The organism is Gemmiger sp. An50, assembly GCF_002161595.1.
Lineage (GTDB): Bacteria > Bacillota > Clostridia > Oscillospirales > Ruminococcaceae > Allofournierella.
In genome coordinates this window covers 233,069-256,796 of the sequence record NZ_NFID01000002.1, presented here as the reverse complement: position 1 = coordinate 256,796, position 23,728 = coordinate 233,069, and the positions used below count along the sequence as shown (strand labels likewise).

Below are 23,728 nucleotides of genomic sequence, written 5' to 3'. Positions count from 1 at the left end.
GGCGCTTTGAGATGTTCGTGTTACTTTAAGAAGAAGCGGTTTCGTAGGTGTGGTCGCAAACCTGGCTGATTTTTTCCCGCAGTGCCACGAAGTCCCCAAAAGCCATGGGCTTCTGTTTGGGATTGCGCAGCAGGGCGGCAGGGTGAAGAGTGGCCATGAACCAGACGCCGTTCTTTTCAAAGAAAAGGCCGTGGTCGCGGGTCACCGAGAATTTGGGATCGATCAGCCGCTGGGCGGCAATGCGTCCCAGACACACCACGATCTTGGGCCGGATCATCCGGAACTGCTCCCGCAGCCAGGGCAGGCAGGCGTCCCACTCTTCCGGCAGAGGGTCACGGTTCTGGGGAGGCCGGCACTTCACGATGTTTGCGATGAAGACGTTTTTCTCCCGGGAGAGGTCCACCGCTTCCAGATATTGATCCAGCAGCTTGCCGCTGCGGCCCACAAAGGGCAGGCCCTGCTCGTCCTCGTTCTGGCCGGGGCCTTCGCCGATGAACATGACTTCGGCGGTGGGGCAGCCCATACCGAACACCACATTGTGGCGGGTCTCGCACAGGCCGCATTTGCGGCAGGTCAGACATTCCTGCTTCAAGGTTTCAAAATCCATCCATGGCACCTCGCTTTGCTGAGTATCACTTGTTATAAAAATATTATAGCACAAAAGGCCGCTTTTTGTCTTGAAGTTTTAGTTTGCCCTTGTTACAATAAATGTGAGCGGCCGGAACGTATCCGACCCAAGGGAGGAAATGACATATGAAATTCTTAGTAGAGACTTCTGCCCGTCACGTACATGTGACCAAAGAGACCTTGGAGACCCTGTTTGGCAAAGGCTTTGAGCTGACTGTTAAGAAGGAGCTGAGCCAGCCCGGCCAGTATGCTTCCGAGCAGCGCGTGACCGTTGTTGGCCCCAAGAAGGAGCTGGCTAACGTGTCCATCCTGGGCCCCTGCCGCAATGCGGATCAGGTGGAGCTGTCCGCTTCCGACGCCCGTTCCATCGGCATCGCCGCTCCCGTGCGTGAGTCCGGCGACATCGCCGGTTCCGGCGCCTGCAAGCTGGTTGGCCCCTGCGGCGAGGTTGAGCTGAAGGAAGGCGTGATCGTTGCAAAGCGCCACATCCACGTGACTCCTGAGGACGCCGAGAAGCTGGGCGTGCAGGACAAGGAGATCGTGAAGGTAGCCTGCGGCAAGGAAGGCCGTAAGCTGGTATTCGACGACGTTGTGATCCGCGTGAGCGAGAAGTTCGCCACCGCCATGCACATCGACACCGACGAGTCCAACGCCTGCCTGGGCGCCAACGAGGGCGAGATCGTTAAGTAATCGTTCCGGGAACAAAGCGGGCCGGAATCCCTCTGGAAAACGCCCGCTCTAACGGAAAACACACAGTCCCCCCCTGATGCAGAAGGCACATGCCCTGCGTCAGGGGGGGACTGTCGTTGTATGAAGGGGATTCGAGCAAAGAAAAAGAGGAGCGGCACAGCCTGGGCTGTACCGCTCCTTTGCTTTTTGTTCTGTGTTCAGGGAAGGGGAGTTGCGCTCAGAGAAAAACGGGCAGCTTCCCATTCCGAATCAGGGGAGAAAACGATCAGTTCAGGAAGGCCAGATCGTTCTCGTAGGGGCTTTCCACCGAGGTCTCGATGGGAGCTTCCTTCTTGTACTTGGCCAGTGCGGCAGCAGCCTTCACGGGATCGGTCAGAGTACCGGCGCCGCCCATGCAGCCGCCGGGGCAGCCCATGCCTTCCAGCAGGTAGCCGTTGTACTTGCCGGCCTTGGCCATCATGAGCAGCTTCTTGCACTCGGCCAGGCCCTGGGCGCTGGCAACCTTGACCTCGCGGTCCGGGTCCATCTTCTTGATGGCGTTCACGACCGCCTGAGCGACACCGCCGCCCACCGCGAAGCCGCGGCCGTCGGCAGAGGCCTTGTTGAAGTCGTCGGCGGGATCTACCTCCAGGCTGTCGAAGTCCACTTCACGGGCCTCGAACATGCCCATCAGTTCTTCAAAGGTGAGCACGAAGTCCACATCGCTGCGGATGGTGCGGCGGCTGGCCTCCAGCTTCTTGGCGGCGCAGGGGCCAACGAAGACCACCTTGCAGTCCTTGCCGTGATGCTTCTTCACCAGACGGGCGGTGAGCACCATGGGAGTCAGAGCCATGCTGATGTAGTCGGCCATTTCGGGGAAGAGCTTCTTGGCCATCACGCTCCAGCTGGGGCAGCAGCTGGTAGCCATGAAGGGCTGATGCTCGGGAACCTCACGCATGAAGTCCTTGGCTTCCTCGATGGTGCACAGGTCGGCGCCCACGGCAACCTCGAAGGTGTCCGCGAAGCCCAGCTGACGCATGGCAGCCTTCAGCTTGCCCACGGTCAGGCCGGGGAACTGGCTCACGAAGGCGGGAGCCATGATGGCGTATACCCGGTCGCCCTGACGGATGCTCTGGATCAGCTGGAAGATCTGGCCCTTGTCCACGATGGCGCCGAAGGGGCAGTTGACCAGGCACATGCCGCAGGAAACGCACTTGTCCTGATCGATCTGAGCGCGGCCCAGGTCATCGGAATGGATGGCGTTCATGCCGCAGGCAGCGGCGCAGGGGCGCTCCATCTTGACGATGGCGTGATAGGGGCACACATCCACGCACTTGCCGCACTTGATGCACTTGTCCTGATCGATCACGGTCTGGCCGCCGGGGGTGAAGGTCAGCGCCTCCTTGGGGCACACGTCCACGCAGGGGTGAGCCAGGCAACCGCGGCAGAGGTTGGTCACCTCAACTTTCTTCTCGGGGCAGGCGTTGCAGGCGAACTTGATGATGTTCACCAGCGGGGGATCGTAGTATTTCTGGGCGATCACGCTGTTTTCCATGCCCGAATTGGTGGGCGCCTGCTCATCCATGGGACGCAGGGGCAGGCCCATGGCCAGGCGGATGCGCTCGGAAACGATGGCGCGCTCCAGGAAAATGCTGTTGCGGAAGCTGTTGACCTCGCCCGGGATAATCTTATAGGGCAGGCGGGAAACTTCCTGTGCGTAGTTCTGTCCCTCGTAGGAGAGACGGGCCACTTCGGTGAAGACCCGACGGCGGATGTCGGTGACCGAGGTGTAGATACCGCGCATGTTGCTCATAATCACATAACTCCTTCCAAAATGCGTTGGGGTTCGCATACAATAAAAATATAGCATACTCGTTCCCTTGGGGCAAGCGCCGCGGGAAAACAAGCACGGGAAAGAATGCGGATATTTTTTGTGTTTGCGATCAAAGCTGTACGGCGGCGGCCCGGCAGCGTTCGCCGTCCCACTCGCCCAGACGGCAGGGCAGGATCTGACCGGCCTCGGCGCCGGGGGCGCTCACCACCACCGGAAGATACAGCCGGGTATAGCCGGTGAACAGATTGGCGCTGAGAGGTTTTTCCAGCAGCACGGTGTCCACCGAACCGGTCCAGGCGTTGGCCAGCTGACCGCGCACGTCATCCGCGGCGGTTTGCAGGATGTGCACCCGGCGGGCTTTTTCCTCTTCGGGGATCTGGTCCGGGAAGGTGGCGGCAGGGGTTCCCTCCCGGCGGGAGTAGGGGAACACATGGACCTTCAAAAACTCCATTTCCTGCACAAAGCGCACGCTCTCGGCAAATTCCTCCTCGGTCTCGCCGGGGAAGCCCACGATCACGTCGGTGGTGAAGCTGCACGCCCCGTTATAGGCCGCCCGCAGCTTTTTGACCACGGCGGCGTATTCCTCGGCGGTGTAGACCCGGCGCATCCGGCGCAGAGTGGCGGTGCAGCCGCTCTGCAGCGAAAGGTGGAACTGGGGGCAGAGCTTTTCGGTGCGGGCCATGCGGGCGATGTCATCATCGCTGAGCAGATCCGGCTCCAGACTGCCCAGACGGATGCGCTCGATGCCCTCCACCTGGGCGCTGTGTTCGATGAGCTCGATCAGGTTGGTGCCGGTGTCCTGCCCGTAGCTGGGCAGATTGATGCCGCTGAACACCACTTCCTTGTAGCCTGCGGCTGCCAGGGCTTCCAGCTCCTTCAGGATGCTGGCCTCACTGCGGCTGCGCACCCGGCCACGGGCGCGGGGAATCACGCAGTAGGCACACTGACGGTTGCAGCCGTCCTGCACCTTGATGAAGGCCCGGGTATGGCCCTCGAACCGCTCCATGGGCAGCTCCTCGAAGGCCTCGCCCTTTTCGTGAGCGGCGATGTCCACCACCCGTTCGCCCTCCAGGGCGTGGGCCACGTTGCGCAGGATGGCATGCCGGTTGGCATTGCCCATCACCACGTCCGCCTCCATCACAGCGGCGGCTTCCTCGGGGAAGGCCTGGGGATAGCAGCCGGTGAGCACCGTGACCGCACCGGGATACTGACGCTTGGCACGCCGCAGCCACTGGCGGCTTTTCTTGTCGCCCCCGGCGGTGACGGTGCAGCTGTTCACCACAAAGACGTCGGCCTCCTCGTCGGGGCCGGCCAGGGTATATCCGTTCTGACGGAAAAGCTGGGCAAGCGCGCCGGTCTCATTCTGATTGACCTTGCAGCCCAGCGTATAAAAACTTACGCGCATGGATTCGCTCCTTTTTCTGATAGGAAAATACTTCTCTTATATTATAGGGGAGAATGGCAAAAAGGCAAGCATATTCCCGGCGGGCGAAAGCATAGAGATAAACGAAAGAACAACGCCCGCGGGCCGGCGAAAAGACCCCGGGAAGAAGGGTGGAGGTTTTATGGCGAAACGACGGGCGGCGGCGCTTGTTTTGACGGCGGCATTGCTTGTGGGGCTGGCTTTGCCGGCCCATGCCCAGGATGTGCAGGCGGGGCGGTTTGCCCTGGGCCAGTTTGACGTGCCCTGCCGGGCGGCGATCCTGATCGACCAGGAAAGCGGTACCGTGCTGTATGAAAAGGAGGCGGACACCCAGATGCCCATTGCCTCCATCACCAAGGTAATGACTCTGTTGCTGGTAATGGAAGGGCTGGAGGAGGGCCGCTTTACCCTGGAGGACACCGTGCCGGTGACCGAGCATGCCTACAGCATGGGCGGCAGTCAGATCTGGCTGGAGCCGGGGGAGGAGTTCACCGTGGACGAGATGCTGCGGGCGGTCTGCGTGGCCAGCGCCAACGACGCGGCGGTGGCCCTGGCCGAGATGGTGGGGGGCAGCGAGCCGGTGTTCGTGGAGCAGATGAATCAGAAGGCCGCCCAGCTGGGGATGAGCAATACCACCTTCCAGAATGCCTGCGGGCTGGACCAGGAGAGGCATCTCTCCACCGCCCGGGACGTGGCGATCATGAGCCGAGAGATCCTGAACAATCACCCCCAGATTTTGAACTACACCGGCATCTGGACCGACAGCCTGCGCGGCGGTCAGACCCAGCTGGTGAACACCAACAAACTGCTGCGCCGCTACCAGGGCATCACCGGTCTGAAGACCGGTACTACCGGCGGCGCGAGAGTTTGCCTTTCCGCCAGCGCCACCCGGGACGGACTTTCCCTGATCGCGGTGGTGCTGGGGGCTTCCAGCAGCACTGAGCGGTTCGACGCAGCCACCGCGCTGCTGGATTACGGCTTTGCCAATTTTACCCGGGCCCAGGCCCCTGCGCCGGAAAACGCACCGGGAAGCCTGCCGGTGACCGGCGGCGCACTGGAGGAGGTGCCTCTGCAGTACCAGACGCCGGGCACGGTGCTGCTGCAGAAGGGGGAGGAGCAGAGCCTGCAGGCCGAGCTGAAGCTGAACGAGAGCGCCCAGGCCCCGGTGACCGTGGGGGACGAGGTGGGCCGGGTGGTGCTGTACGCCGGTCAGACCGAGCTGGGAAGCTGGCCGGTGACCGCGGCTGCCGAAGTGCCGGCCATGAGCTGGAAGCTGGCCATGGAGCGCCTGTGGCAGGGTCTGCTGGCACACTGAAAAACAAAGCGCAAAGCCGCAGCCCGGGCCCTGCCGCCCGGGCTGTGGTTTTGCTGCGAAATATTTGTGCGGATTGTATGCTGCCCTTGACTTTTAGCAGGCAAAACGGTATAGTTATAACAAAGAAAACACATGGTGGGAGGCAGCGATATGAGCGTTAAATTTAACGGTAAATATCTTGCAAAATTTGTAAAGGACTCTGAATTTGAAGCCATTTGGCCGCAGGTGAAAACTGCTCACGAGATGCTGGAAGGCCGCACCGGCCCCGGCAACGATTTCCTGGGCTGGGTGGACCTGCCTGTAAATTACGACAAGGAGGAGTTTGCCCGCATCAAGGCCGCGGCCGAGAAGATCTGCTCGGATTCCGACGTGCTGGTGGTGATCGGCATCGGCGGCTCCTATCTGGGCGCCCGCGCCGCCATCGAGGCCATCAAGGGCCAGATGTACAACTGCACCTGCAAGAAGACTCCGCAGATCTTCTTCGCAGGCAACTCCATTTCTCCCGCCTACCTGCAGGACATCCTGGCCTGCTGTGAGGGCAAGGAAGTCAGCGTGAACGTGATCTCCAAGTCCGGCACCACCACCGAGCCCGCACTGGCGTTCCGGGTATTCAAGAAGTACCTGGAGGAGCGCTACGGCAAGGAAGGCGCTTCCAAGCGCATCTACGCCACCACCGACCGCAGCCGCGGCACCCTGAAGAAGCAGGCTGACGAAGAGGGTTGGCCCACCTTCGTGGTACCCGACGACGTTGGCGGCCGCTATTCGGTTCTCACCGCCGTGGGCCTGCTGCCCATCGCCTGCGCCGGCTGTGACATCGACGCTCTGATGCAGGGCGCTGCCGATGCCCGTGCTGAGTACTCCAACTGCACTCCGGACAACGACTGCTACAAGTACGCCGCCGCCCGCAACATCCTGTACCGCAAGGGCAAGGCTGTGGAGCTGCTGGCCGCCTACGAGCCCAACTTCACCATGATGAACGAGTGGTACAAGCAGCTGTTCGGCGAGAGCGAAGGCAAGGACAACAAGGGCCTCATGCCCACCAGCGTTGTTTTCTCCACCGATCTGCACTCCATGGGTCAGTTCGTGCAGGAGGGTGCCCGTGTGATGTTCGAGACCGTGGTCAACATCCACAAGCCCTCTCAGGACCTGTTCATTGAGGCCGACGAGGAGAATCTGGACGGCCTGAACTTCCTGGCCAACCAGAACATGAGCGTGGTCAATGAAAAGGCCATGCAGGGCACCATTCTGGCCCACACCGACGGCGATGTTCCCAACATCGTGCTGGAGACTCCCAGCCTGAACGAGTACGATCTGGGCTACCTGATCTACTTCTTCGAGCGGGCCTGCGCCATCAGCGGCTACCTGCTGAGCGTGAACCCCTTCGACCAGCCCGGTGTAGAGAGCTACAAGAAGAACATGTTCGCGCTGCTGGGCAAGCCCGGCTACGAGGACCGCAAGGCCGAGCTGGAAGCAAAGCTGGGCTGAGCACCCGTACCCCGACGGGAAACGGGGAACAATGGAAAGGGAAATTGCGGCATGCCGCATTTCGCAAAATAGAAGGAGGTACCCTCTTATGATTAAACTGATCGTTGGCACGAAAGGCACCGGCAAAACCAAAGCGATGATCGAGGCCATCAACGCAGTTACCAAAACCACCAGTGGCAATGTTGTCGTTCTGGAAAAGTCCATGAAGCTGACTTATGATATCGATCATGCCGCTCGCCTGATCGACTTGGATGAGTATCACATCACCGGCTACAACATGATGTACGGTTTCGTTGCAGGCGTTCTGGCCGGCAACTACGACATCACCGAGCTGTTTGTGGACGGCATCCTGAAGGTCGGCGACCACGATCTGAGCGGTCTGGGCAAGTTCCTGGATGACGTGCAGGCCATCGCTGGCGAGAACGTGAACGTTACCATTACCATTTCCGCCGCCCTCGAGACTCTGCCCGAGGATGTGAAGAAATACCTGTAATCGTTCCATAAACGGGCGGGAGCCAAAAAAATTGGTTCCCGCCCGAAATTTGGTATTGACAAACCCTCTGGGATTCGGTATACTAGGTAGGCAGTCTTTTAGAGGTGTACTATGCAATTCGACCTGAAAAAGTTTTTTCAGACCGGCCGTGTGCCTTATCACGCGGAGCTGCAGCTGGACCTGAGCGATTATGACTTCCCGGGTTACCAGATCACGCAGCCGGTCACGGGCACCTTTGACGCTGCGCTGAATGGCGAGGGCGTTGTGCTGCGGCTCAGCTTGAATGCGCTGGCACAGGCGGAATGCGCCCGCTGCCTCACACCGGTGGAATATCCCTGTTCGCTGGAACGGGAATGGCTGGTGCGCGAGAGTGAACTGAGCGATGAATATCAGGAATTGCCCATCGACGAGGCGGGCAAGCTTTCCGTGAAGGAACTGGCTTGCGAAGAACTTGTGATGGAAATTCCCACCGTACTGCTGTGCAGTGCGGATTGCCAAGGGCTATGCCATGTTTGCGGTCAACCCAAAGCGGCAGGTTGCACCTGCTGTGAGGGGGGCTCCACTACCCCCGTAGACGAACGGCTTGCTATATTAAAACAACTGCTGAATTAACTTCATTCACATTGAGGAGGTGCTAAAATGGCAGTACCCAAGAGAAAGGTTTCCAAGGCACGGCGTGACAAGCGTCGCTCCTCTGTGTGGAAGCTGGAAGCCCCTGCACTGGTAAAGTGCAGCCAGTGTGGCGAGTACAAGCTCCCCCACCAGGTATGCGGCAATTGCGGCTACTACAAGGGCAAGGAAATCATCAAGAAGGAAGCGTAATCCGCTTTCCGTAAGAGCTAGGGGAGGGCTTACGCCTTCCCCTTTTTCTTGTGCGGTGCAAAACCTGTTAAAAAAGGAAGGTGCAAAACTGGCATGGCAGTACGCGTGAAAAGCGTGCAGAAGGGCTCGGCAGCCGAAGCGCTGGGCCTGAGCGCCGGGTCGATGCTCTATTCGGCTGACGGCAACGAAATCAACGATATGCTGGATTACCAGTTCTACACCGCCGGCGAACGCTTCGAGCTGGCCGTGATGAAGGATGGCCAGCTGGATTATCTGAAGGTGGAAAAGGGCGAATACGAGCCGCTGGGCTGCGAGTTCGAGACCTATCTGATCGACCAGAAGCATTCCTGTGCAAACCACTGCATGTTCTGCTTCATCGACCAGCTGCCCAAGGGCCTGCGGGAAACCCTGTATTTCAAGGACGACGACGAGCGTCTGTCGTTCTTGTTCGGCAACTATGTGACCCTGACCAATCTGAACGAGCACGAGGTGGAGCGCATCAAGAAGATGCACATTTCGCCCATCAACATCTCGGTGCACACCACCAACCCGGAGCTTCGGGTGCGGATGATGGCCAACAAGCGGGCGGGCGAGGTGCTCAAATATCTGGATGAATTCGCCGAGGCGGGCATCCAGATGAACTGCCAGCTGGTGCTGTGCCGGGGCGTGAACGATGGCGACGAGCTGCGCCGCACGCTGGACAAGCTCACCAGTATGTATCCGGCGGTGCAGAGCATCGCGGCGGTGCCCAGCGGTCTGACCGACTACCGCAAGGGCCTGTATAAGCTGGAGCCTTATGATGCGGCCACCAGCGCCGCCGTGCTGGACATCCTGGAGGAATACGGCGACCGCTGCAAGGCGCAGAACGGCTGCCGCATGGTCTACCCCGGCGACGAGTGGTATCTGTGCGCCGGGCGGCCCATTCCCGGCGGCGAGTTCTATGAGGATTTCCCCCAGCTGGAAAACGGCGTGGGCATGTGGCGGATGTTCCGGGATGAATTCCTGGCGGAGCTGACCTTCGCCCACCGGCGTTTGCCGATTCCACGGAACATCGACGTGGTCACCGGCACCCTGGCGGCGCCGCTGATCCAGGAGATGATGGCCGAGCTGACCCACCGTCACCGCAGCGTGAAGGTGCATGTGCATCCCATCAAAAACAATTTCTTCGGCGGCAACGTGAGCGTGGCCGGTCTGGTCACCGCCACCGATATCATCGACCAGTGCAAGGGCAAGCTGAGAAGCAAACATCTGGGCGTACCGGAAGTGATGCTGCGGGATGAAAAGGACCTGTTCCTGGATTCAAAATCCATCGCCGATCTGGAAAACGCCCTGGGGGTGAAGGTGCATATCCTGCCCAGCGGCGGCGGCGACCTGGTGCGGACGCTGCTGGCGCCCAAGCTGGCCTGACCGTCCGATATGGAACCCCCGTGCCCGAATGGGCGAAGAGAACTGAGAAAAGGAGGCTCTTATGGCAAAACCAATCGTTGCAGTGGTGGGCCGCCCCAACGTGGGCAAATCCACCCTCTTCAATAAACTGATCGGCCAGCGGCTGGCCATCGTGGAGGATACTCCCGGCGTGACCCGCGACCGTATCTTTGGCGACTGCGAATGGCAGAACCACACCTTCCTGCTGGTGGATACCGGCGGTATCGAGATGGGCGAGGACGACATCCAGACCCACATCCGCCACCAGGCCCAGCTGGCCATCGACGCAGCGGAGTGCATCATCATGGTGGTGGACCTGCGGGCCGGTGTGACCGCCCAGGACCAGGACATCGCCAATCAGCTGATGCGCAGCGGCAAGCCCGTTGTGCTGGCGGTCAACAAGGTGGACCGGATCGGCGAGCCCCCCATGGAGCTGTACGACTTCTACAGCCTGGGTCTGGGCGAGCTGTACCCCATCTCCAGCGTACACGGCCACGGCACCGGCGATCTGCTGGATGCGGTGTGCCAGTACCTGAACTTTGACGATGAGAACGGCGAGGAGGACGAGCGCATCACCGTTGCGGTGATCGGCCGTCCCAACGTGGGCAAGTCCAGCCTGATCAACTACATCCTGGGCGAGAACCGGATGATCGTTGCCAACCAGGCAGGCACCACCCGCGATGCCATCGACTCCCAGGTGGACAACAAATACGGCAGCTTCATCTTTACCGACACTGCGGGCCTGCGCAAGCGGGGCAAGGTGGAGGAAGGCGTGGAGCGCTACAGCGTGCTGCGCAGCCTGGCCGCCGTGGAGCGCAGCCGGGTGTGCGTCATCATGATCGACGCCACCGTGGGCTTCACCGAGCAGGATTCCAAGGTGGCGGGCTACGCCCATGAACAGGGCAAGGCCTGCATCATCGCTGTGAACAAGTGGGATGCGGTGGAAAAGGACGACAAGACCATGGACGCCCAGCGCAAAAAGCTGATGAACGACTTCAGCTTCATGAGCTACGCGCCCATCATCTTCATCAGCGCCAAGACCGGCCAGCGTGTGGACCGTCTGTTTGAGCTGATCAAGTATGTGGACAGCCAGAACGCCCTGCGGGTGACCACCGGCATGCTGAACGAGCTGCTGGCCCGTGCCACTGCCCGTGTGCAGCCCCCCAGCGACAAGGGCCGCCGCCTGAAGATCTACTATATGACCCAGATCTCCACCCGGCCGCCCACGTTCGTGTGCTTTGTGAACCGGAAGGACCTGTTCCATTTCTCCTATCAGCGCTACATTGAAAACCAGATCCGTGAGACCTTCGGCTTGGAAGGCACCCCCGTGCGCATGGTCGTGCGGGAACGGGGCGACGGCAGCACCAAATAAACCTACCGCAAAGCGGGAAACAACAAAGGAGCGTGTGAATCCATGGCGTTTGAACAAGCGTTTGTTTTGATGATGGCCGTCTCCGTTGTGATCGGTTATCTGCTGGGCAGTATCAATTTTGGCGTGGTGGTGAGCAAGGGCCTCTACCACGAGGATGTGCGCACCAAGGGCAGCGGCAACGCGGGCACCACCAACATCCTGCGCACTTACGGCAAAAAGGCCGCGGCCCTGACCCTGGCCGGTGATATGGCCAAGGGTGCGGTGGCGGTATGGCTGTGCCATTGGGGCGTGGCCGCGTTCACCGGTGCGGATGTGAACGGCGTGTATGCCGGGTATCTGGCTGCCATCGGCGCGGTGTGCGGCCATCTGTGGCCGGTCTGGTTCGGCTTCAAGGGCGGCAAGGGCATCGCGGTGGCCGCGGGCGCCATTCTGGCCAGCGAGCCGGTGGTCCTGCTGGCACTGCTGGTGGTGTTTTTCTCCATTGCCCTCACCACCCGCATCGTGAGCCTGGCATCGGTCACCGTGGCGGTGCTGTATCCCATCCTCACGCTGCTCTGGTCCTGGTACACCCAGCGCAGTCTGCTGTTTACCGGCGTGTGCACCGTTTTGATGGCGGTGTTGGTGGTATGGATGCACCGGGCCAACATTCAGCGCCTGCTGAACGGCACGGAATACCGCTTCGGCGAAAAGAAAAAGGACGAATAACCAAAACGTTCGGCAGCCCTTCGGGAAGACTTTCCCGGAGGGCTGCTTTTTTGCTGGAAAATGCCGGTAATTTTTTCACGATTTTCAAAGAGCTTTTGCAGAATTTTCACAGCTGAAAGATACACTCAAACCAGGGAAAGGCGGGCGCAGTGCGCCCGGAAATGGCCTCGGGCGGAGTGGACTGAGGCCGCCTTTTTTATGTTGCAGCCGTTGCCCGACCGGGCGGCGGAACAAAAGGAGTGTGGCTTTTTTGATTCAAGTGGAGCATCTCACCAAGCGTTATGGCAGCCATCTTGCGGTGGATGACATTTCGTTTGAAGTGGAGGAGGGCATCGTATATGGATTGCTGGGCCCCAACGGCGCGGGCAAATCCACCACGATGAACATTCTGACCGGTTATCTTTCCGCCACCAGCGGCACCGTGTCCATCGACGGGCACGACATCCTGGAAGAAGCCAGCGCGGCAAAGGCCTGCGTGGGCTATCTGCCGGAGCAGCCGCCCCTGTATGTGGACATGACGCCCCGGGAATATCTGATGTTTGTGGCCGAGCTGAAAAGGGTCAAACGGGCCGAGCGCGCCGCCCAGGTGGAGCAGGCCATGGACCGCACCGGCCTTGCGGAGATGGAGCACCGGCTGATCAAGAACCTGTCCAAGGGCTACCGCCAGCGCGTGGGCCTGGCCGCCGCGCTGCTGGGCAGTCCCAAGGTCATCATCCTGGATGAGCCCACCGTGGGCCTGGACCCGGCTCAGGTGATCGAGATCCGCAGCCTCATCAAGGAGCTGGGCCGGGACCACACCGTGATCCTCTCCAGCCATATTCTCAGCGAGGTGAGCACCCTGTGTGACAAGGTGCTGATCATCGCCAAGGGCAAGCTGGTGGCGCAGGGCACCCCCGAGGAGCTGGCCCAGCGGCTCACCGCCGGTTCGTCGCTGAATATTACCGCGCTGGGAGAGTCGGATGCGGTGATGAATGCACTGCTCACCGTGCCCGGCGTGAGCGAGGTCCAGATCACCGGCCATCAGAATGGCGAGACCAGTGCGACCGTGCAGGTGCCTCAGGGGGAGGACCTGCGGGCGGCGGTCAGCGCCGCGCTGGCAGCGGCCGGATGCCCGGTTCTGGGGCTGACCACCGCCTCCATGAGCCTGGAGGACGTGTTCCTGCAGCTCACCGCACAGGCAGGCGACGAAGAGGCCATGGAGGTCCTGGAAAGTCAGGAGGAAGAGTCCCTGCGTCCGGAGGACCTGGACTTTGTGCAGAACGCGGTGGAGGGCACCGCGCAGCCTGACGAGGAAGAACCCTGGCAGGAGGATGCGTCCGCCCAGGCGGAAGAAGAGGAGGCGGACGAGAAATGATCGCGATTTTTAAACGGGAATTTAAGAGCTATTACAGCGGCATGATGGGCTGGCTGCTCACCGGTGTGATGCTTTTGTTCGGCGGTTTGTATTTTACCGCGGCCAACCTGCAGGGCGGCTACACCAACTTTACCATCTCTCTTTACAGCTTTGTGATCGTGCTGCTGATTTTTATCCCGCTGCTGTGCATGCGCAGCTTTGCGGAGGAAAAACGCAGCAAGACCGACCAGCTGCTGCTCACCAGCCCGGTGAGCGTGAGCGGTATCGTGATGGGCAAATATCTGGCGCTGCTGGCCATGTTTGCGGTGCCGGTGGCCATCTTTTCCCTCTACCCGCTGATCATGCTGCTGCTGGGCGGCGTGGACCTGGTGGCCAGCTATGCAGGTATTCTGGGTTATTTCTTCATGGGCGCGGCCTGCATTGCCGTGTGCATGTATCTTTCCACCCTCACCGAGAACCAGATCATTGCGGCACTGTCCGGCTTTGGTGTGCTGCTGGTGGCCTATCTGCTGGCCAGCATCCAGACCCTGTTCACCACCGGCAGCGGCCTTGCCATGACCGCTTTTGTGGTGATCCTGCTGGCGGCGAGCGTGATTGTGGGCCTGCGCAGCCGCACGTTGACCCTGGGCGCCGGTGTGTTCCTGGTGGGCTTTGTGCTGCTGACCATCCTGTTCAACACCAAGAGCGCCGCGCTTACCAGTGCCTTCACCAGCGTGCTGGGTGCGCTGGCTCTGTTCGAGCCCTTCCTGGAATTCGTGAACGGGCTGTTCAGCGTTACGGCGCTGGTGTATTATCTGGGCGTGATCGTGCTGTTCCTGTTCCTCACCGGGCAGGCGCTGGAAAAGCGACGCTGGAACTGAGAGGAGGAAACGAGCGATGAAGTTTTTCAAAAAGAAGCAGGAAGAACCCGCCAAGGAAAAGCGCAGTCTCCGGCAGCAGGCGGCGATGGCGGTGTCCGCATTGAAGGGACAGCCCGCCAGCAAGGCGGTGTTCCAAAACGGCGCCATGGCCAGTGTGCTCACCGCCCTGGTGCTGGTGGCAGTGATTCTGGTGAACCTGATGGTGGGCATGCTGCCCAGCAAATATACCCAGTGGGATATGAGCCAGAACGGCATCTACTCCATTGGCGACACCACCAAGGACCTGCTGGCAGGCCTTGAGCAGGACGTGATCTTCTATTATTTGGCCCAGAGCGGCTACGAAAGCCAGAGCGTGGTCACCTTCCTGGACCGTTACACCCAGGAGAGCAAGCATTTGCGCTGGGAACAGAAGGACCCGGCGGTTTACCCCACCTTTGCCCAGCAGTATGGCGCAGAAAATGCCAGCGAGGGCAACATCATTGTGGTGAGCGGCGACCGCAGCAAGGTGATCGACTCCAATGATCTTTACACCTACGATTACAGCAATTACTACACCACCGGCTCCTACGATGTGCTGTTCGACGGCGAGCAGCAGCTCACCAGCGCGGTGTATTATGTGACCACCCAGGATCTGCCGAAGGTGTACACCCTCACCGGCCACGGCGAGCAGCAGCTCACCGGCGACCAGGAGAGCGCATTGAATATGCAGAACATCGAGGTGGAGGATCTGGCCCTGGTATCCAGCGAGGGCATCCCCGAGGATGCGGCGGCAGTGCTGATCGCGGGCCCCACCGTGGACTACACCACCGAGGATGTGCAGATCCTGCGGGATTACCTGAGCAGCGGCGGCAAGCTGATCCTGATGAGCGACAGCGCCGCCAGCACCCCCAACCTGAATGCCTTGATGGCGGATTACGGTCTGACCACGCTGGACGGCCTGGTGGTGGAGGGCAACTCCTCCTACCATGCCCGAGGCTACAATTACTATCTGCTGCCCCAGATTCAGAGCCATGAAGCTACCAGCGGCCTTTCCAACCTGTATGTGATGCTGCCCTATGCCCAGGCCATCCAGACCAGTGAGCTGGAGAACGTGACGGTGGACAGCCTGCTGATCACCAGTTCCTCCGCCTACAACAAGGCCGCTGGTTATGATATGGCCACCACCGACAAGGAGGAGGGCGACCAGGAAGGCCCCTTCGATCTGGCGGTTGCAGCCACCAAAACCGAAAATGAGGACGAGGGCATCGAGTCCCAGGTGATCTGGGTGAGCAGCGTGGCCCTGCTGGACCAGAACGTGAATGCTTCGGTGGGCGGCGGCAACGACCAGTTCCTGCTGGGCTGCGTGAGCTGGCTCAGCGGGCAGGACAGCAGCATCCTGATTGCCGCCAAGAGCCTGAGCAGTGATGTGCTCAGCGTGAGCGCGGCGGATGCCGCCTTCTGGGGCAACCTGACCACCATCGTGCTGCCGGTGATCTGCTTGATCGCCGGTGCGGCCATCACCATCAAACGGAGGCGCCAATAATGAAAGCAAAGCGAAACCTGATGATCGGTCTGGTGATCCTGCTGGTGATTCTGGCCGCCGGAGTGTTCGCCGCCAAGACCATCAGTGACAAGGACGCAGCGGCCAGCGCTTCGGCGGACGCCGCCATCTCCCTCACCTCCATCACCGCATCCTCTGAAATTGAAAGCTTCGGCTATACCTTCGAGGGGGATACCCTGACCTTTGAGCAGCGGCAGGAAGTCGTGGAGGACGAGAGCGCAAGCGACAACACCAGCGAAGCTGCCAGTGATTCCACCAGCACTGCGGGCTCGGAGGAGACCGAGCCGGAGACTGAGACCGTCTGGTATCTGGTGGAAGACCCGGAATACAAGCTGGATCAAAGCACCGTGAACAGCATGCTCACCGCGTTTGTGAATCTGAAGGCCAGCCGCCAATTGACCGAGACCAGCGAGGAATACGGCCTGGAAGAGCCCACCCTCACCTTCTGGATGACCGCAAACGGTGAGACCACCACCTGGAGCTGCGGTGCCACCAATGATATGACCGGTACCGTTTACCTGCAAAAGCAGGGCGAGGATACCGTTTATCTGGTGCACACCAACAAGGTGACCATATTTGAAAAGGGCCGGATGGAGCTGGGCGACACCAGCGACGCCACCGGTGACATCGCTTCCAGCGAGGAGGTGACCAGTGAGGTGACCTCCAGTGAAACAGCTGCCAGCGAAGCAGTGTCAAGTGAGGCGGATTCCGCCGAATAAATCAGCATTCAAGCAACCAGAGCCGCCGCAAGAATTTTTCTTGCGGCGGCTCTGGCTTTGTTTATTCCGGTGGTGTGAGAAGGGTAAAGCGGTTTTTTTGAAACCGAATCAGCCCGTCCTGCTCCATCTGGCGCAGCTCGTGGGAAAGCGCGCTGCGGTTTACGCACAGGTAGCTGGCCAGTTCCTCCCGGGAAAAGGGGATGGAAAAGCTGGCGCTTTTCCGGCGGGCAGCCTGCATACTCAGATAGGCCAGCACCCGCTGGCGCAGCCCGCGCTGGGAAAGAATGGTCAGCCGGTAGTGTTTTTTCATGTTATCATGAGAGAGGATCATCAGCGCCCGGCGCATCACTGCCAGGCATTCCTCTGGGGTGAGCGGGTCCGGCCGGGTAAGCGGCGTGGCGGGCAGATACAGCACCCGGGTATCTTCACTGGCCACCGCGTGGTAGGGGGAGGAAAGGGTGCGTGTGAATACCAGGTCTACCCCCAGAAGACCGCCCTGCCGCAGCACCGCCATCAGGCTGCTGGCTCCGCTGGGGAACAGCTGCAGGATCTGTACCCGCCCTTCCAGAATCAGGCCCAGCCGATTTTCAGTTTGCTGTGGGCGCAGCAGCTCCTCCCCGGCGGTATAACAGCGTTCTGTCGCCAGGGGCAGAAGTTTCCGGCGCAGAGTCTCTTCCCCCAGGCTTCCCAGAAGCCGGTCCCGCTTCAGATATTCCAGCCATTCCTCCATATTCGTTCCTCCGATTTCGTACAATACAACTTTTTCTTATTATAACAAAAAGTTGGCAGGCCAACTTACTTTTTGGTCAAAGAATGTTAAAATCGAAAAAAGTCCCGGCGCAAGGCCGGAAAAGGAGCGTTTTGGTGATGAAAGCAAAAAACATGTTTCGCATGACGGCCCTGTGCATGGGTCTGGTTCTGGCGCTGATGGGCTGCGCTTCCGCTGCCCCGTCCTCTGTTTCCGCATCCACGGCGGAGTCCACTGCCACATCTGCGGCATCCTCGCAGGCAGTGTCTTCTCAGGCGGCATCTGCCGAGACAGCGCAGGATCTGACCGGCCAGAACCTGATGATCTACTGCGGCGCCGGGATGCAGCAGCCCTTTGAAGAGATTGCCGCGGCGTTTTCGGAGGAGACCGGCTGCGAGATGAATGTGACCTACGCCAACGCGGCGCAGCTCCAGACCCAGATCACCCAGTCCCAGGAGGGGGCATTCTTTATCGCCGGTTCGGCCGACGAGGTGAAGCCGGTGGAGGAATATGTGGTCTCCAGCACCGACCTGGTCAAGCACATCCCGGTGCTGGCGGTGGCTGAGGGCAACCATAAGGGCATCACAGGTATTGCGGACCTGGCCCGGGAGGATGTGACCACCGTGACCGGCGATGCGGAGGCCACTCCCATCGGCAAGATCGCCAAAAAGGCCTTCCAGGATTTCGGCGTGACCGATCAGGTCACCCTGGCGGCTACTACCACCACCGCACCTCAGCTGGCCACTGTGATTGCGCTGGGCGAGGCGGATGCGGCCATCATCTGGAAGGAAAACTGCAACACCGAAGGGGTGGAAATCTGCCAGACCACAGATCTGGACAAGTATGTGAAAACCGTCCCGGCGGCCCGGCTGAGCTTTGCGGCCGATGACCCGGCGGCGGATGCCTTTGCGGAATATCTGGCAGGGCAGGAGGCGGCCGGTATCTGGGCAGAATACGGCTACGAGCAGGTGCAATGAACAGCGGGCGCAGTGTATTCCGGCTGCTTTGCGGCCTGGCCGCCCTGGCCGCGCTGGCGCTGATCGGCAGCAATGTGGCGGTGATTCTGGTGCGTGGAGCCAAAAGCCTGCCCGAAGCTCTGACCCAGCCGGAGACCCTGTTTGCCCTGGTCACCAGTTTGAAGACTGCCAGCATCTCCACGGTGCTCTGCTTTGTGCTGGCGGTGCCCACCGCTTATCTGCTTACCCGCACGGAATTTCCCGGTCGGGCAGCGGTGGAGATGCTGCTGGAACTCACCCTGTCGCTGCCCTACATCGTGCTGGGCGTTAGTTTGCTGATTTTGTTCTCCTCCCCGGCGGGCAAGGCGTTGAAGGAGGCCGGTTTGCCGGTGGTGTTCAGCCAGAACGGCATCGTATTGGCCCAGCTCACGGTGAACCTGCCCTTTGCCGTTCAGCTGGCATCCACGGCCTTTCGCCGGGCGGACCGGAAGCTGGAATATGTGGCGGGCCTGCTGGGCGCAGGCGAGGCACGGCGGTTTTTCACCATTCTGCTGCCCCTGTGCCGCCACAGCCTGGCCGGGGCGCTGGTACTGGTCTGGTCCCGGGCGCTGGGGGAGTTCGGCGCAACTTTGATGCTGGTGGGCGTGACCCGGATGAAGACCGAGACGCTGCCGGCAAACATCTATTTGAACGTGAGTGCCAACGATCTGGATGGCGCTCTGGCCAGCGCGTTTCTGCTGCTGGTCATTTCGGGTGCGTCGCTGGCGGCGGCCTCCCGTTTTACCCGTGTGGACAAAAGGTGGGGGCGCTATGTGTGAACCGGTATTGCAGTTGAAGAATGTGACCCTGCGGCGGGGAAGCTTTTCGCTGGAGGGGATTGACCTGGCTCTGGCCAAAGGGGAGATTCTGGCCCTGCTGGGGCGTACCGGTGCGGGTAAGACCCTGCTGCTGGAGACCGCCGCAGGCTTCTGCCCCCCCTCCTGCGGGCAGGTGCTGTTTTATGGGCGGGAGGTATGTTCCATCCCGCTGCACCGGCGGAACATTGGGTATTTGTATCAGGAATACAGCCTGTTTCCCCATCTGACCGCGGCGCAGAATATTGGCTACGGGCTGCGGATGCGGCGCATGCCTCGGGAGGAGATACGCCAGCAGGTAGAGCAGCTGGCCGGGCGATTTGGTCTGGAACGGGTGCTGAATCAGTACCCGGGTACCCTGAGCGGCGGTGAGCAGCAGCGGGTGGCACTGGCCCGCGCCCTGGCGCTGCGGCCCGCACTTTTGCTGCTGGATGAGCCCTTTGCTGCCCTGGACCCGGTGACCAAACGGCAGCTATATGGTCTGCTGCGCCAGGTGCGGGAGGAATTTGGCTGTGCGGTGCTGTTTGTGACCCACGATTTTGCCGAAGCCCAGGGCCTGGCGGACCGGGCGGGTGTGCTTGCAGGGGGAAGGCTGTGCGGCGTTGCCCCTGCCGCAGGGCTTTACAGCGCGGCCTGGCCCGCCCCGGCCCGGGAATTTTTGGGGCTTGTGGAACAACAGAAAGGAGAGAGTGCACATGACGCAAACCGAGCTGTATGAACGGCTGAAAATGGAATTTACCCGCATTGTGAACGAGAACGAGCTGGCGGAGGAGCCGGTGGAGGTGCGTTGCCGCGCCCTGACTCCGGAAGAAGCCATCGGCCGGACCCGCCGCACGGATTTCCCCATTCTCGAGGGCAAGGACGTGATGATTCAGGCGGAATACCGGGGCGGTAAGGGGCAGGCATTCACCGATGCGCCTGCCGCTTTTTCCGGTACGCTGGCCCAGGTGCTGGAACTGGACATCCTGCACGATGCCCATGCCCGGGGCCTGTTCATCGCCTGCATGAACGCAGTGATGGCACATTTGGGCCGCTGCGTGGGAACAGTGCACTGCCGCACCCAGGGGCCGGAGCAGTGCGCGGCGGATATGCATACCTGGCTGGACCGGGAATACCCGGATGCCCGGCGGGTGGGGCTGGTGGGCTATCAGCCCGCCCTGCTGGAGATGTTGGCAGGCAGCGGCCGCCAGGTGCGGGTGCTGGACCTGAACCCGGAGAATGTGGGGGCTACCCGCTTTGATACGCTGGTGGAGGACGGAGCCCGGGCAAAGGAAGACCTAGTGCAGTGGGCGGATCTGATCCTGTGTACCGGCAGCACACTGTGCAACGGTACCATTGTGGACTACATGGAGCTGCCGGTGCCGGTGGTGTTCTTCGGCATCACCTTGGCGGGCAGCGCGGAGCTGCTGGGCCTGCGCCGGGTCTGCTTTGCCGACCGGTACGAATAAAGAGATAAACGGCGGCACGCCGGTTTTGCGAAGCTTTTGAAGCTTTCAGAAAGACCGGCGTGCCGTTTTCTTTGTGAAAAATGCTGCCCGGCATATTACAGCAAAAACAGCATGCCGCCCGTGTTAGCATGGTGTCACCAACAAGCAGAAAAGGGGAGTGGGATCATGGGAGCGATTGTATTGCTGGTGCTGCTTGGAGCGATGCTGGGCAGCGCGCTGGTGTGCTATGCGGGGGCCTGTGTGTCCGGCCGGGAAGAGCGCCGGGAGGAACGGCAGCGAAGACAGTGATCAGGTAAAGAGGGAAAAAGCGACTCGGAATTTTGCGGATTCTGTGATACAATAAAAGGCAGTATGATCACAGGAGAAAAACGCGATGAAACGAATTTGTGCTGGTCTGCTGGCCCATGTGGACGCAGGCAAGACCACCCTGTCCGAGGCGCTGCTGTACCGGGGCGGCTGCCTGAAAAAGCTGGGCCGGGTGGATCATAAGGACGCTTTTCTGGATACCAATGCCATGGAACGGGAGAGGGGCATCACCATCTTTTCCAAGCAGGCGGTGCTCAGCCTGCCCCAAGTGCAGATCACCCTGCTGGACACCCCCGGCCACGTGGACTTTTCCGGCGAGATGGAGCGCACGCTCTCGGTGCTGGATTATGCGGTGCTGGTGGTGAGCGGCACCGACGGCGTGCAGAGCCACACCGAGACCGTCTGGAAGCTGCTGCGCCGCTATGGCGTGCCGGTGTTTGTGTTCGTGAACAAGATGGACCTGGCCGGAGCGGACCGGCAGGCGGTGCTGGAGCAGCTGGGCCACCTGGAAGAGGGCATTGTGCCCTTCGACGGCTCCCTGGACCCGGATGCCTTCGCGGAAGCACTGGCCATGCAGAGCGAGGAGGCCATGGATGCCTATCTGGAAAATGGCCAGGTGCCTGCCGATCTGATTACCGCTATGGTGGCCCGGCGGCAGGTGTTTCCCTGCCTGTTCGGCTCGGCGCTGAAGCTGCAGGGAGTGGATGAGCTGTTGGAAGCGCTGCAGGCCTATACCCGTCAGCCCAAGGCGGCCGAGGAGTTCTCCGCCCGGGTGTTCAAAATCTCCCGGGATGAGCAGGGCAACCGGCTCACCTGGCTCAAAGTCACCGGCGGAAGCCTGCGGGTGAAGGCGCTGCTTACCGGCGAGGACCCGGACGGCCAGAGCTGGCAGGAAAAAGCAGACCAACTGCGCGTATATTCTGGAGCAAAATTCCAGATGGTAGAACAGGCTCCGGCGGGAACCGTGTGCGCCGTCACCGGTCTGACCCGTACCTGGGCGGGCCAGGGCCTGGGCGAGGAGACCATGGGCCGGGCCCCGGTGTTGCAGCCGGTGCAGAGCTGCCGCCTGCTGCTGCCCGAGGGCTGCGATGCCCACGCAGTATTGCCCAAGCTGACCCAGCTGCAGGAGGAGGACCCCCAGCTGCGCATCGTGTGGAACGAGCGGCTAGCCGAGATTCATCTGCAGATGATGGGCGAGGTGCAGCTGGACGTGCTCAAACGGCTGATCTGGGAGCGGTTCGGCCTGGCTGTGGGCTTTGGTCCCGGTAGCATCGTATATAAGGAGACCATCGCGGGCCCGGTGGAAGGCATAGGCCATTTTGAACCCCTGCGTCATTATGCCGAGGTGCACCTGCTGCTGGAGCCGCTGCCCCGGGGTGCAGGTCTGCAGTTCGATACGATTTGCAGCGAGGACGTGCTGGACCGGAATTGGCAGCGGCTGATCCTCACCCACCTGGAGGAGAAGGAGCATCTGGGAGTGCTCACCGGTAGCCCCATCACCGATATGAAGATTACTCTTACCGCGGGCAGGGCGCATTTGAAGCACACCGAGGGCGGTGATTTCCGCCAGGCCACCTACCGGGCGGTGCGTCAGGGCCTGATGCAGGCGGACAGCATCCTGCTGGAGCCCTGGTATGAGTTCCGGCTGGAGGTGCCGGCCGAGCAGGTGGGACGGGCCATGGCGGATGTGCAGCGGATGGGCGGCAGTTTTGAGCCGCCCGAGCTGCTGGGGGAAACCTCGGTGCTCACCGGCAGCGTACCGGTGGCCGAGATGCGGGGCTATGCCATGGAGCTGGCCGGGTATACCCGGGGCAAAGGGCGGCTGTCCTGTACGCTGGCGGGCTACCGGCCCTGCCACGATGCCCCCGCCGTGATCCAGGCGATGGGTTATGACCCCGAGCGGGATACCGAAAACCCGCCGGACTCGGTGTTCTGTGCCCACGGCGCAGGCTATACTGTGAAGTGGAACGAGGTGCCCGACCATGCCCATGTGGAGAGCGGTGTGCACCTGAACGAGCCGGAACCGGAGGAACAGCCCGCACCCCGACAGACCCGGCGGCAGAGTGCGCCGGTATCCTCGCTGGAGGAGGACAAGCAGCTGGCAGCCATCTTCGAGCGCACCTATGGCCCCTCCAAGGGGCGGGAGCTGTTCCGTCCCGCGCCGGTGAAGCAGGCGGAGTATCACTTTGAGCCCAGCGGGCCCGAGTATTTGCTGGTGGACGGCTATAACCTGATTTTCGCCTGGGAAGAATTGAAAAAGCTGGCGGCGGATAATCTGGCGGGTGCCCGTCAGGCGCTGGCGGACCTGCTGTGCAATTATAAGGGCTTCCACGACTGCCAGGTGATCCTGGTGTTTGACGCCTACAAGGTGCCCCATGGCACGGGTGAGGTGAGCCGGTATCATAACATCCACATCGTCTATACCAAGGAGGCAGAAACTGCCGATATGTACATCGAAAAGACCACCTATCAGCTGGCAAAAAAGCGTCGGGTGCGAGTGGTCACCTCGGACGGCGCGGAGCAGCTGATCATCCTGGGCCATGGCGCACTGCGCATCTCGGCCCGTTCCTTCCAGGAAGAGGTGGAGCGCACTAACGGGGAGATTCGACGAATCCTGGAGGAAAACCGCCTGAAAAACGCCCGGCGGTAAGCAGATGCAAGCAAATAGAAACAGACAGAAAAACGGCGGACCAGTTTTGCGCAAAGCGAAGCTGGTCCGCCGCTGCATACCGAGAAAAAGGGCTTGCTTTTTTTGCGGTGCTATAGTATAATA

The 23,728-nt window shown here is 60.8% G+C and carries 23 protein-coding genes; 19 read left to right on the top strand and 4 right to left on the bottom strand.

What is annotated here, in order from left to right:
• Window positions 1–25 precede the first annotated feature (25 nt).
• Window positions 26–607 carry a uracil-DNA glycosylase gene (locus B5G03_RS03385; protein ID WP_087180355.1) on the bottom strand — a complete coding sequence of 194 codons (582 nt, stop codon included), beginning with the start codon at window positions 605–607 and terminating at the stop codon, window positions 26–28.
• A 146-nt stretch (window positions 608–753) separates the two neighbouring features.
• Here B5G03_RS03385 and pduL point away from each other — a divergent pair, with 146 nt between their 5' ends.
• On the top strand, window positions 754–1,317 hold the full coding sequence (pduL, locus tag B5G03_RS03380) for a phosphate propanoyltransferase (RefSeq protein ID WP_058965817.1): 564 nt from the start codon (window positions 754–756) through the stop codon (window positions 1,315–1,317).
• 265 nt (window positions 1,318–1,582) lie between these two features.
• Here pduL and B5G03_RS03375 read toward each other — a convergent pair whose 3' ends face one another.
• Both B5G03_RS03375 and mtaB read right to left on the bottom strand, forming a co-directional pair.
• Window positions 1,583–3,100, bottom strand: coding sequence for a 4Fe-4S dicluster domain-containing protein (locus tag B5G03_RS03375; RefSeq protein ID WP_087180423.1), 1,518 nt, complete (start codon window positions 3,098–3,100; stop codon window positions 1,583–1,585).
• A 139-nt stretch (window positions 3,101–3,239) separates the two neighbouring features.
• The gene (gene mtaB / locus B5G03_RS03370) at window positions 3,240–4,535 is read right to left on the bottom strand and encodes a tRNA (N(6)-L-threonylcarbamoyladenosine(37)-C(2))-methylthiotransferase MtaB (RefSeq protein ID WP_087180354.1); all 1,296 of its coding nucleotides are present in this window, start codon (window positions 4,533–4,535) and stop codon (window positions 3,240–3,242) included.
• A gap of 160 nt (window positions 4,536–4,695) precedes the next feature.
• Between mtaB and B5G03_RS03365 the strand changes: the two genes are divergently transcribed.
• The 12 genes from B5G03_RS03365 (at window position 4,696) to B5G03_RS03310 (ending at window position 16,643) form a co-directional block, all read left to right on the top strand.
• Window positions 4,696–5,868, top strand: coding sequence for a D-alanyl-D-alanine carboxypeptidase family protein (locus B5G03_RS03365; RefSeq protein ID WP_087180353.1), 1,173 nt, complete (start codon window positions 4,696–4,698; stop codon window positions 5,866–5,868).
• Between the two features lie 150 nt (window positions 5,869–6,018).
• The gene (locus B5G03_RS03360) at window positions 6,019–7,353 is read left to right on the top strand and encodes a glucose-6-phosphate isomerase (protein WP_087180422.1); all 1,335 of its coding nucleotides are present in this window, start codon (window positions 6,019–6,021) and stop codon (window positions 7,351–7,353) included.
• Window positions 7,354–7,441: 88 nt separating this feature from the next.
• Window positions 7,442–7,846, top strand: coding sequence for a hypothetical protein (locus tag B5G03_RS03355; protein WP_087180352.1), 405 nt, complete (start codon window positions 7,442–7,444; stop codon window positions 7,844–7,846).
• A 111-nt stretch (window positions 7,847–7,957) separates the two neighbouring features.
• The gene (locus tag B5G03_RS03350; RefSeq protein WP_087180351.1) at window positions 7,958–8,458 is read left to right on the top strand and encodes a YceD family protein; all 501 of its coding nucleotides are present in this window, start codon (window positions 7,958–7,960) and stop codon (window positions 8,456–8,458) included.
• A 27-nt stretch (window positions 8,459–8,485) separates the two neighbouring features.
• Complete coding sequence (gene rpmF, locus B5G03_RS03345) at window positions 8,486–8,668, top strand: 50S ribosomal protein L32 (RefSeq protein WP_058967140.1); 183 nt, start codon at window positions 8,486–8,488, stop codon at window positions 8,666–8,668.
• Window positions 8,669–8,761: 93 nt separating this feature from the next.
• Window positions 8,762–10,075, top strand: coding sequence for a DUF512 domain-containing protein (locus B5G03_RS03340; protein WP_087180350.1), 1,314 nt, complete (start codon window positions 8,762–8,764; stop codon window positions 10,073–10,075).
• Between the two features lie 61 nt (window positions 10,076–10,136).
• Complete coding sequence (gene der, locus B5G03_RS03335; protein WP_087180349.1) at window positions 10,137–11,465, top strand: ribosome biogenesis GTPase Der; 1,329 nt, start codon at window positions 10,137–10,139, stop codon at window positions 11,463–11,465.
• Window positions 11,466–11,507: 42 nt separating this feature from the next.
• The gene (plsY, locus tag B5G03_RS03330; RefSeq protein WP_087180348.1) at window positions 11,508–12,170 is read left to right on the top strand and encodes a glycerol-3-phosphate 1-O-acyltransferase PlsY; all 663 of its coding nucleotides are present in this window, start codon (window positions 11,508–11,510) and stop codon (window positions 12,168–12,170) included.
• Window positions 12,171–12,411: 241 nt separating this feature from the next.
• Window positions 12,412–13,524, top strand: a complete 1,113-nt coding sequence (locus B5G03_RS03325) for an ABC transporter ATP-binding protein (protein WP_343286885.1) — start codon at window positions 12,412–12,414, stop codon at window positions 13,522–13,524.
• The gene (locus B5G03_RS03320; RefSeq protein ID WP_087180346.1) at window positions 13,521–14,384 is read left to right on the top strand and encodes an ABC transporter permease; all 864 of its coding nucleotides are present in this window, start codon (window positions 13,521–13,523) and stop codon (window positions 14,382–14,384) included. Before B5G03_RS03325 ends, B5G03_RS03320 begins: the two co-directional genes overlap by 4 nt.
• A 16-nt stretch (window positions 14,385–14,400) precedes the next feature.
• On the top strand, window positions 14,401–15,906 hold the full coding sequence (locus B5G03_RS03315) for a GldG family protein (RefSeq protein ID WP_087180345.1): 1,506 nt from the start codon (window positions 14,401–14,403) through the stop codon (window positions 15,904–15,906).
• Window positions 15,906–16,643: a DUF4340 domain-containing protein gene (locus tag B5G03_RS03310; RefSeq protein ID WP_087180344.1), complete on the top strand. Its 738-nt coding sequence runs from the start codon at window positions 15,906–15,908 to the stop codon at window positions 16,641–16,643. Before B5G03_RS03315 ends, B5G03_RS03310 begins: the two co-directional genes overlap by 1 nt.
• A 61-nt stretch (window positions 16,644–16,704) precedes the next feature.
• On the opposite strand, the gene B5G03_RS03305 is transcribed toward B5G03_RS03310, so the two are convergent.
• On the bottom strand, window positions 16,705–17,373 hold the full coding sequence (locus B5G03_RS03305; protein WP_087180343.1) for a Crp/Fnr family transcriptional regulator: 669 nt from the start codon (window positions 17,371–17,373) through the stop codon (window positions 16,705–16,707).
• A 137-nt stretch (window positions 17,374–17,510) separates the two neighbouring features.
• Between B5G03_RS03305 and modA the strand changes: the two genes are divergently transcribed.
• The 6 genes from modA (at window position 17,511) to B5G03_RS03280 (ending at window position 23,605) form a co-directional block, all read left to right on the top strand.
• Complete coding sequence (gene modA / locus B5G03_RS03300) at window positions 17,511–18,368, top strand: molybdate ABC transporter substrate-binding protein (RefSeq protein ID WP_242962276.1); 858 nt, start codon at window positions 17,511–17,513, stop codon at window positions 18,366–18,368.
• Window positions 18,365–19,165, top strand: a complete 801-nt coding sequence (locus tag B5G03_RS03295) for an ABC transporter permease (RefSeq protein WP_087180342.1) — start codon at window positions 18,365–18,367, stop codon at window positions 19,163–19,165. The genes modA and B5G03_RS03295 overlap by 4 nt, the downstream gene beginning before the upstream one ends.
• The gene (locus B5G03_RS03290) at window positions 19,158–19,919 is read left to right on the top strand and encodes an ABC transporter ATP-binding protein (RefSeq protein WP_087180341.1); all 762 of its coding nucleotides are present in this window, start codon (window positions 19,158–19,160) and stop codon (window positions 19,917–19,919) included. Before B5G03_RS03295 ends, B5G03_RS03290 begins: the two co-directional genes overlap by 8 nt.
• Window positions 19,897–20,649, top strand: coding sequence for a Rossmann-like domain-containing protein (locus B5G03_RS03285; RefSeq protein WP_087180340.1), 753 nt, complete (start codon window positions 19,897–19,899; stop codon window positions 20,647–20,649). The genes B5G03_RS03290 and B5G03_RS03285 overlap by 23 nt, the downstream gene beginning before the upstream one ends.
• Window positions 20,650–20,814: 165 nt before the next feature.
• Window positions 20,815–20,937: a hypothetical protein gene (locus B5G03_RS17970; protein WP_275539292.1), complete on the top strand. Its 123-nt coding sequence runs from the start codon at window positions 20,815–20,817 to the stop codon at window positions 20,935–20,937.
• An 85-nt stretch (window positions 20,938–21,022) separates the two neighbouring features.
• Complete coding sequence (locus B5G03_RS03280; RefSeq protein WP_087180339.1) at window positions 21,023–23,605, top strand: translation factor GTPase family protein; 2,583 nt, start codon at window positions 21,023–21,025, stop codon at window positions 23,603–23,605.
• Window positions 23,606–23,728 lie beyond the last annotated feature (123 nt).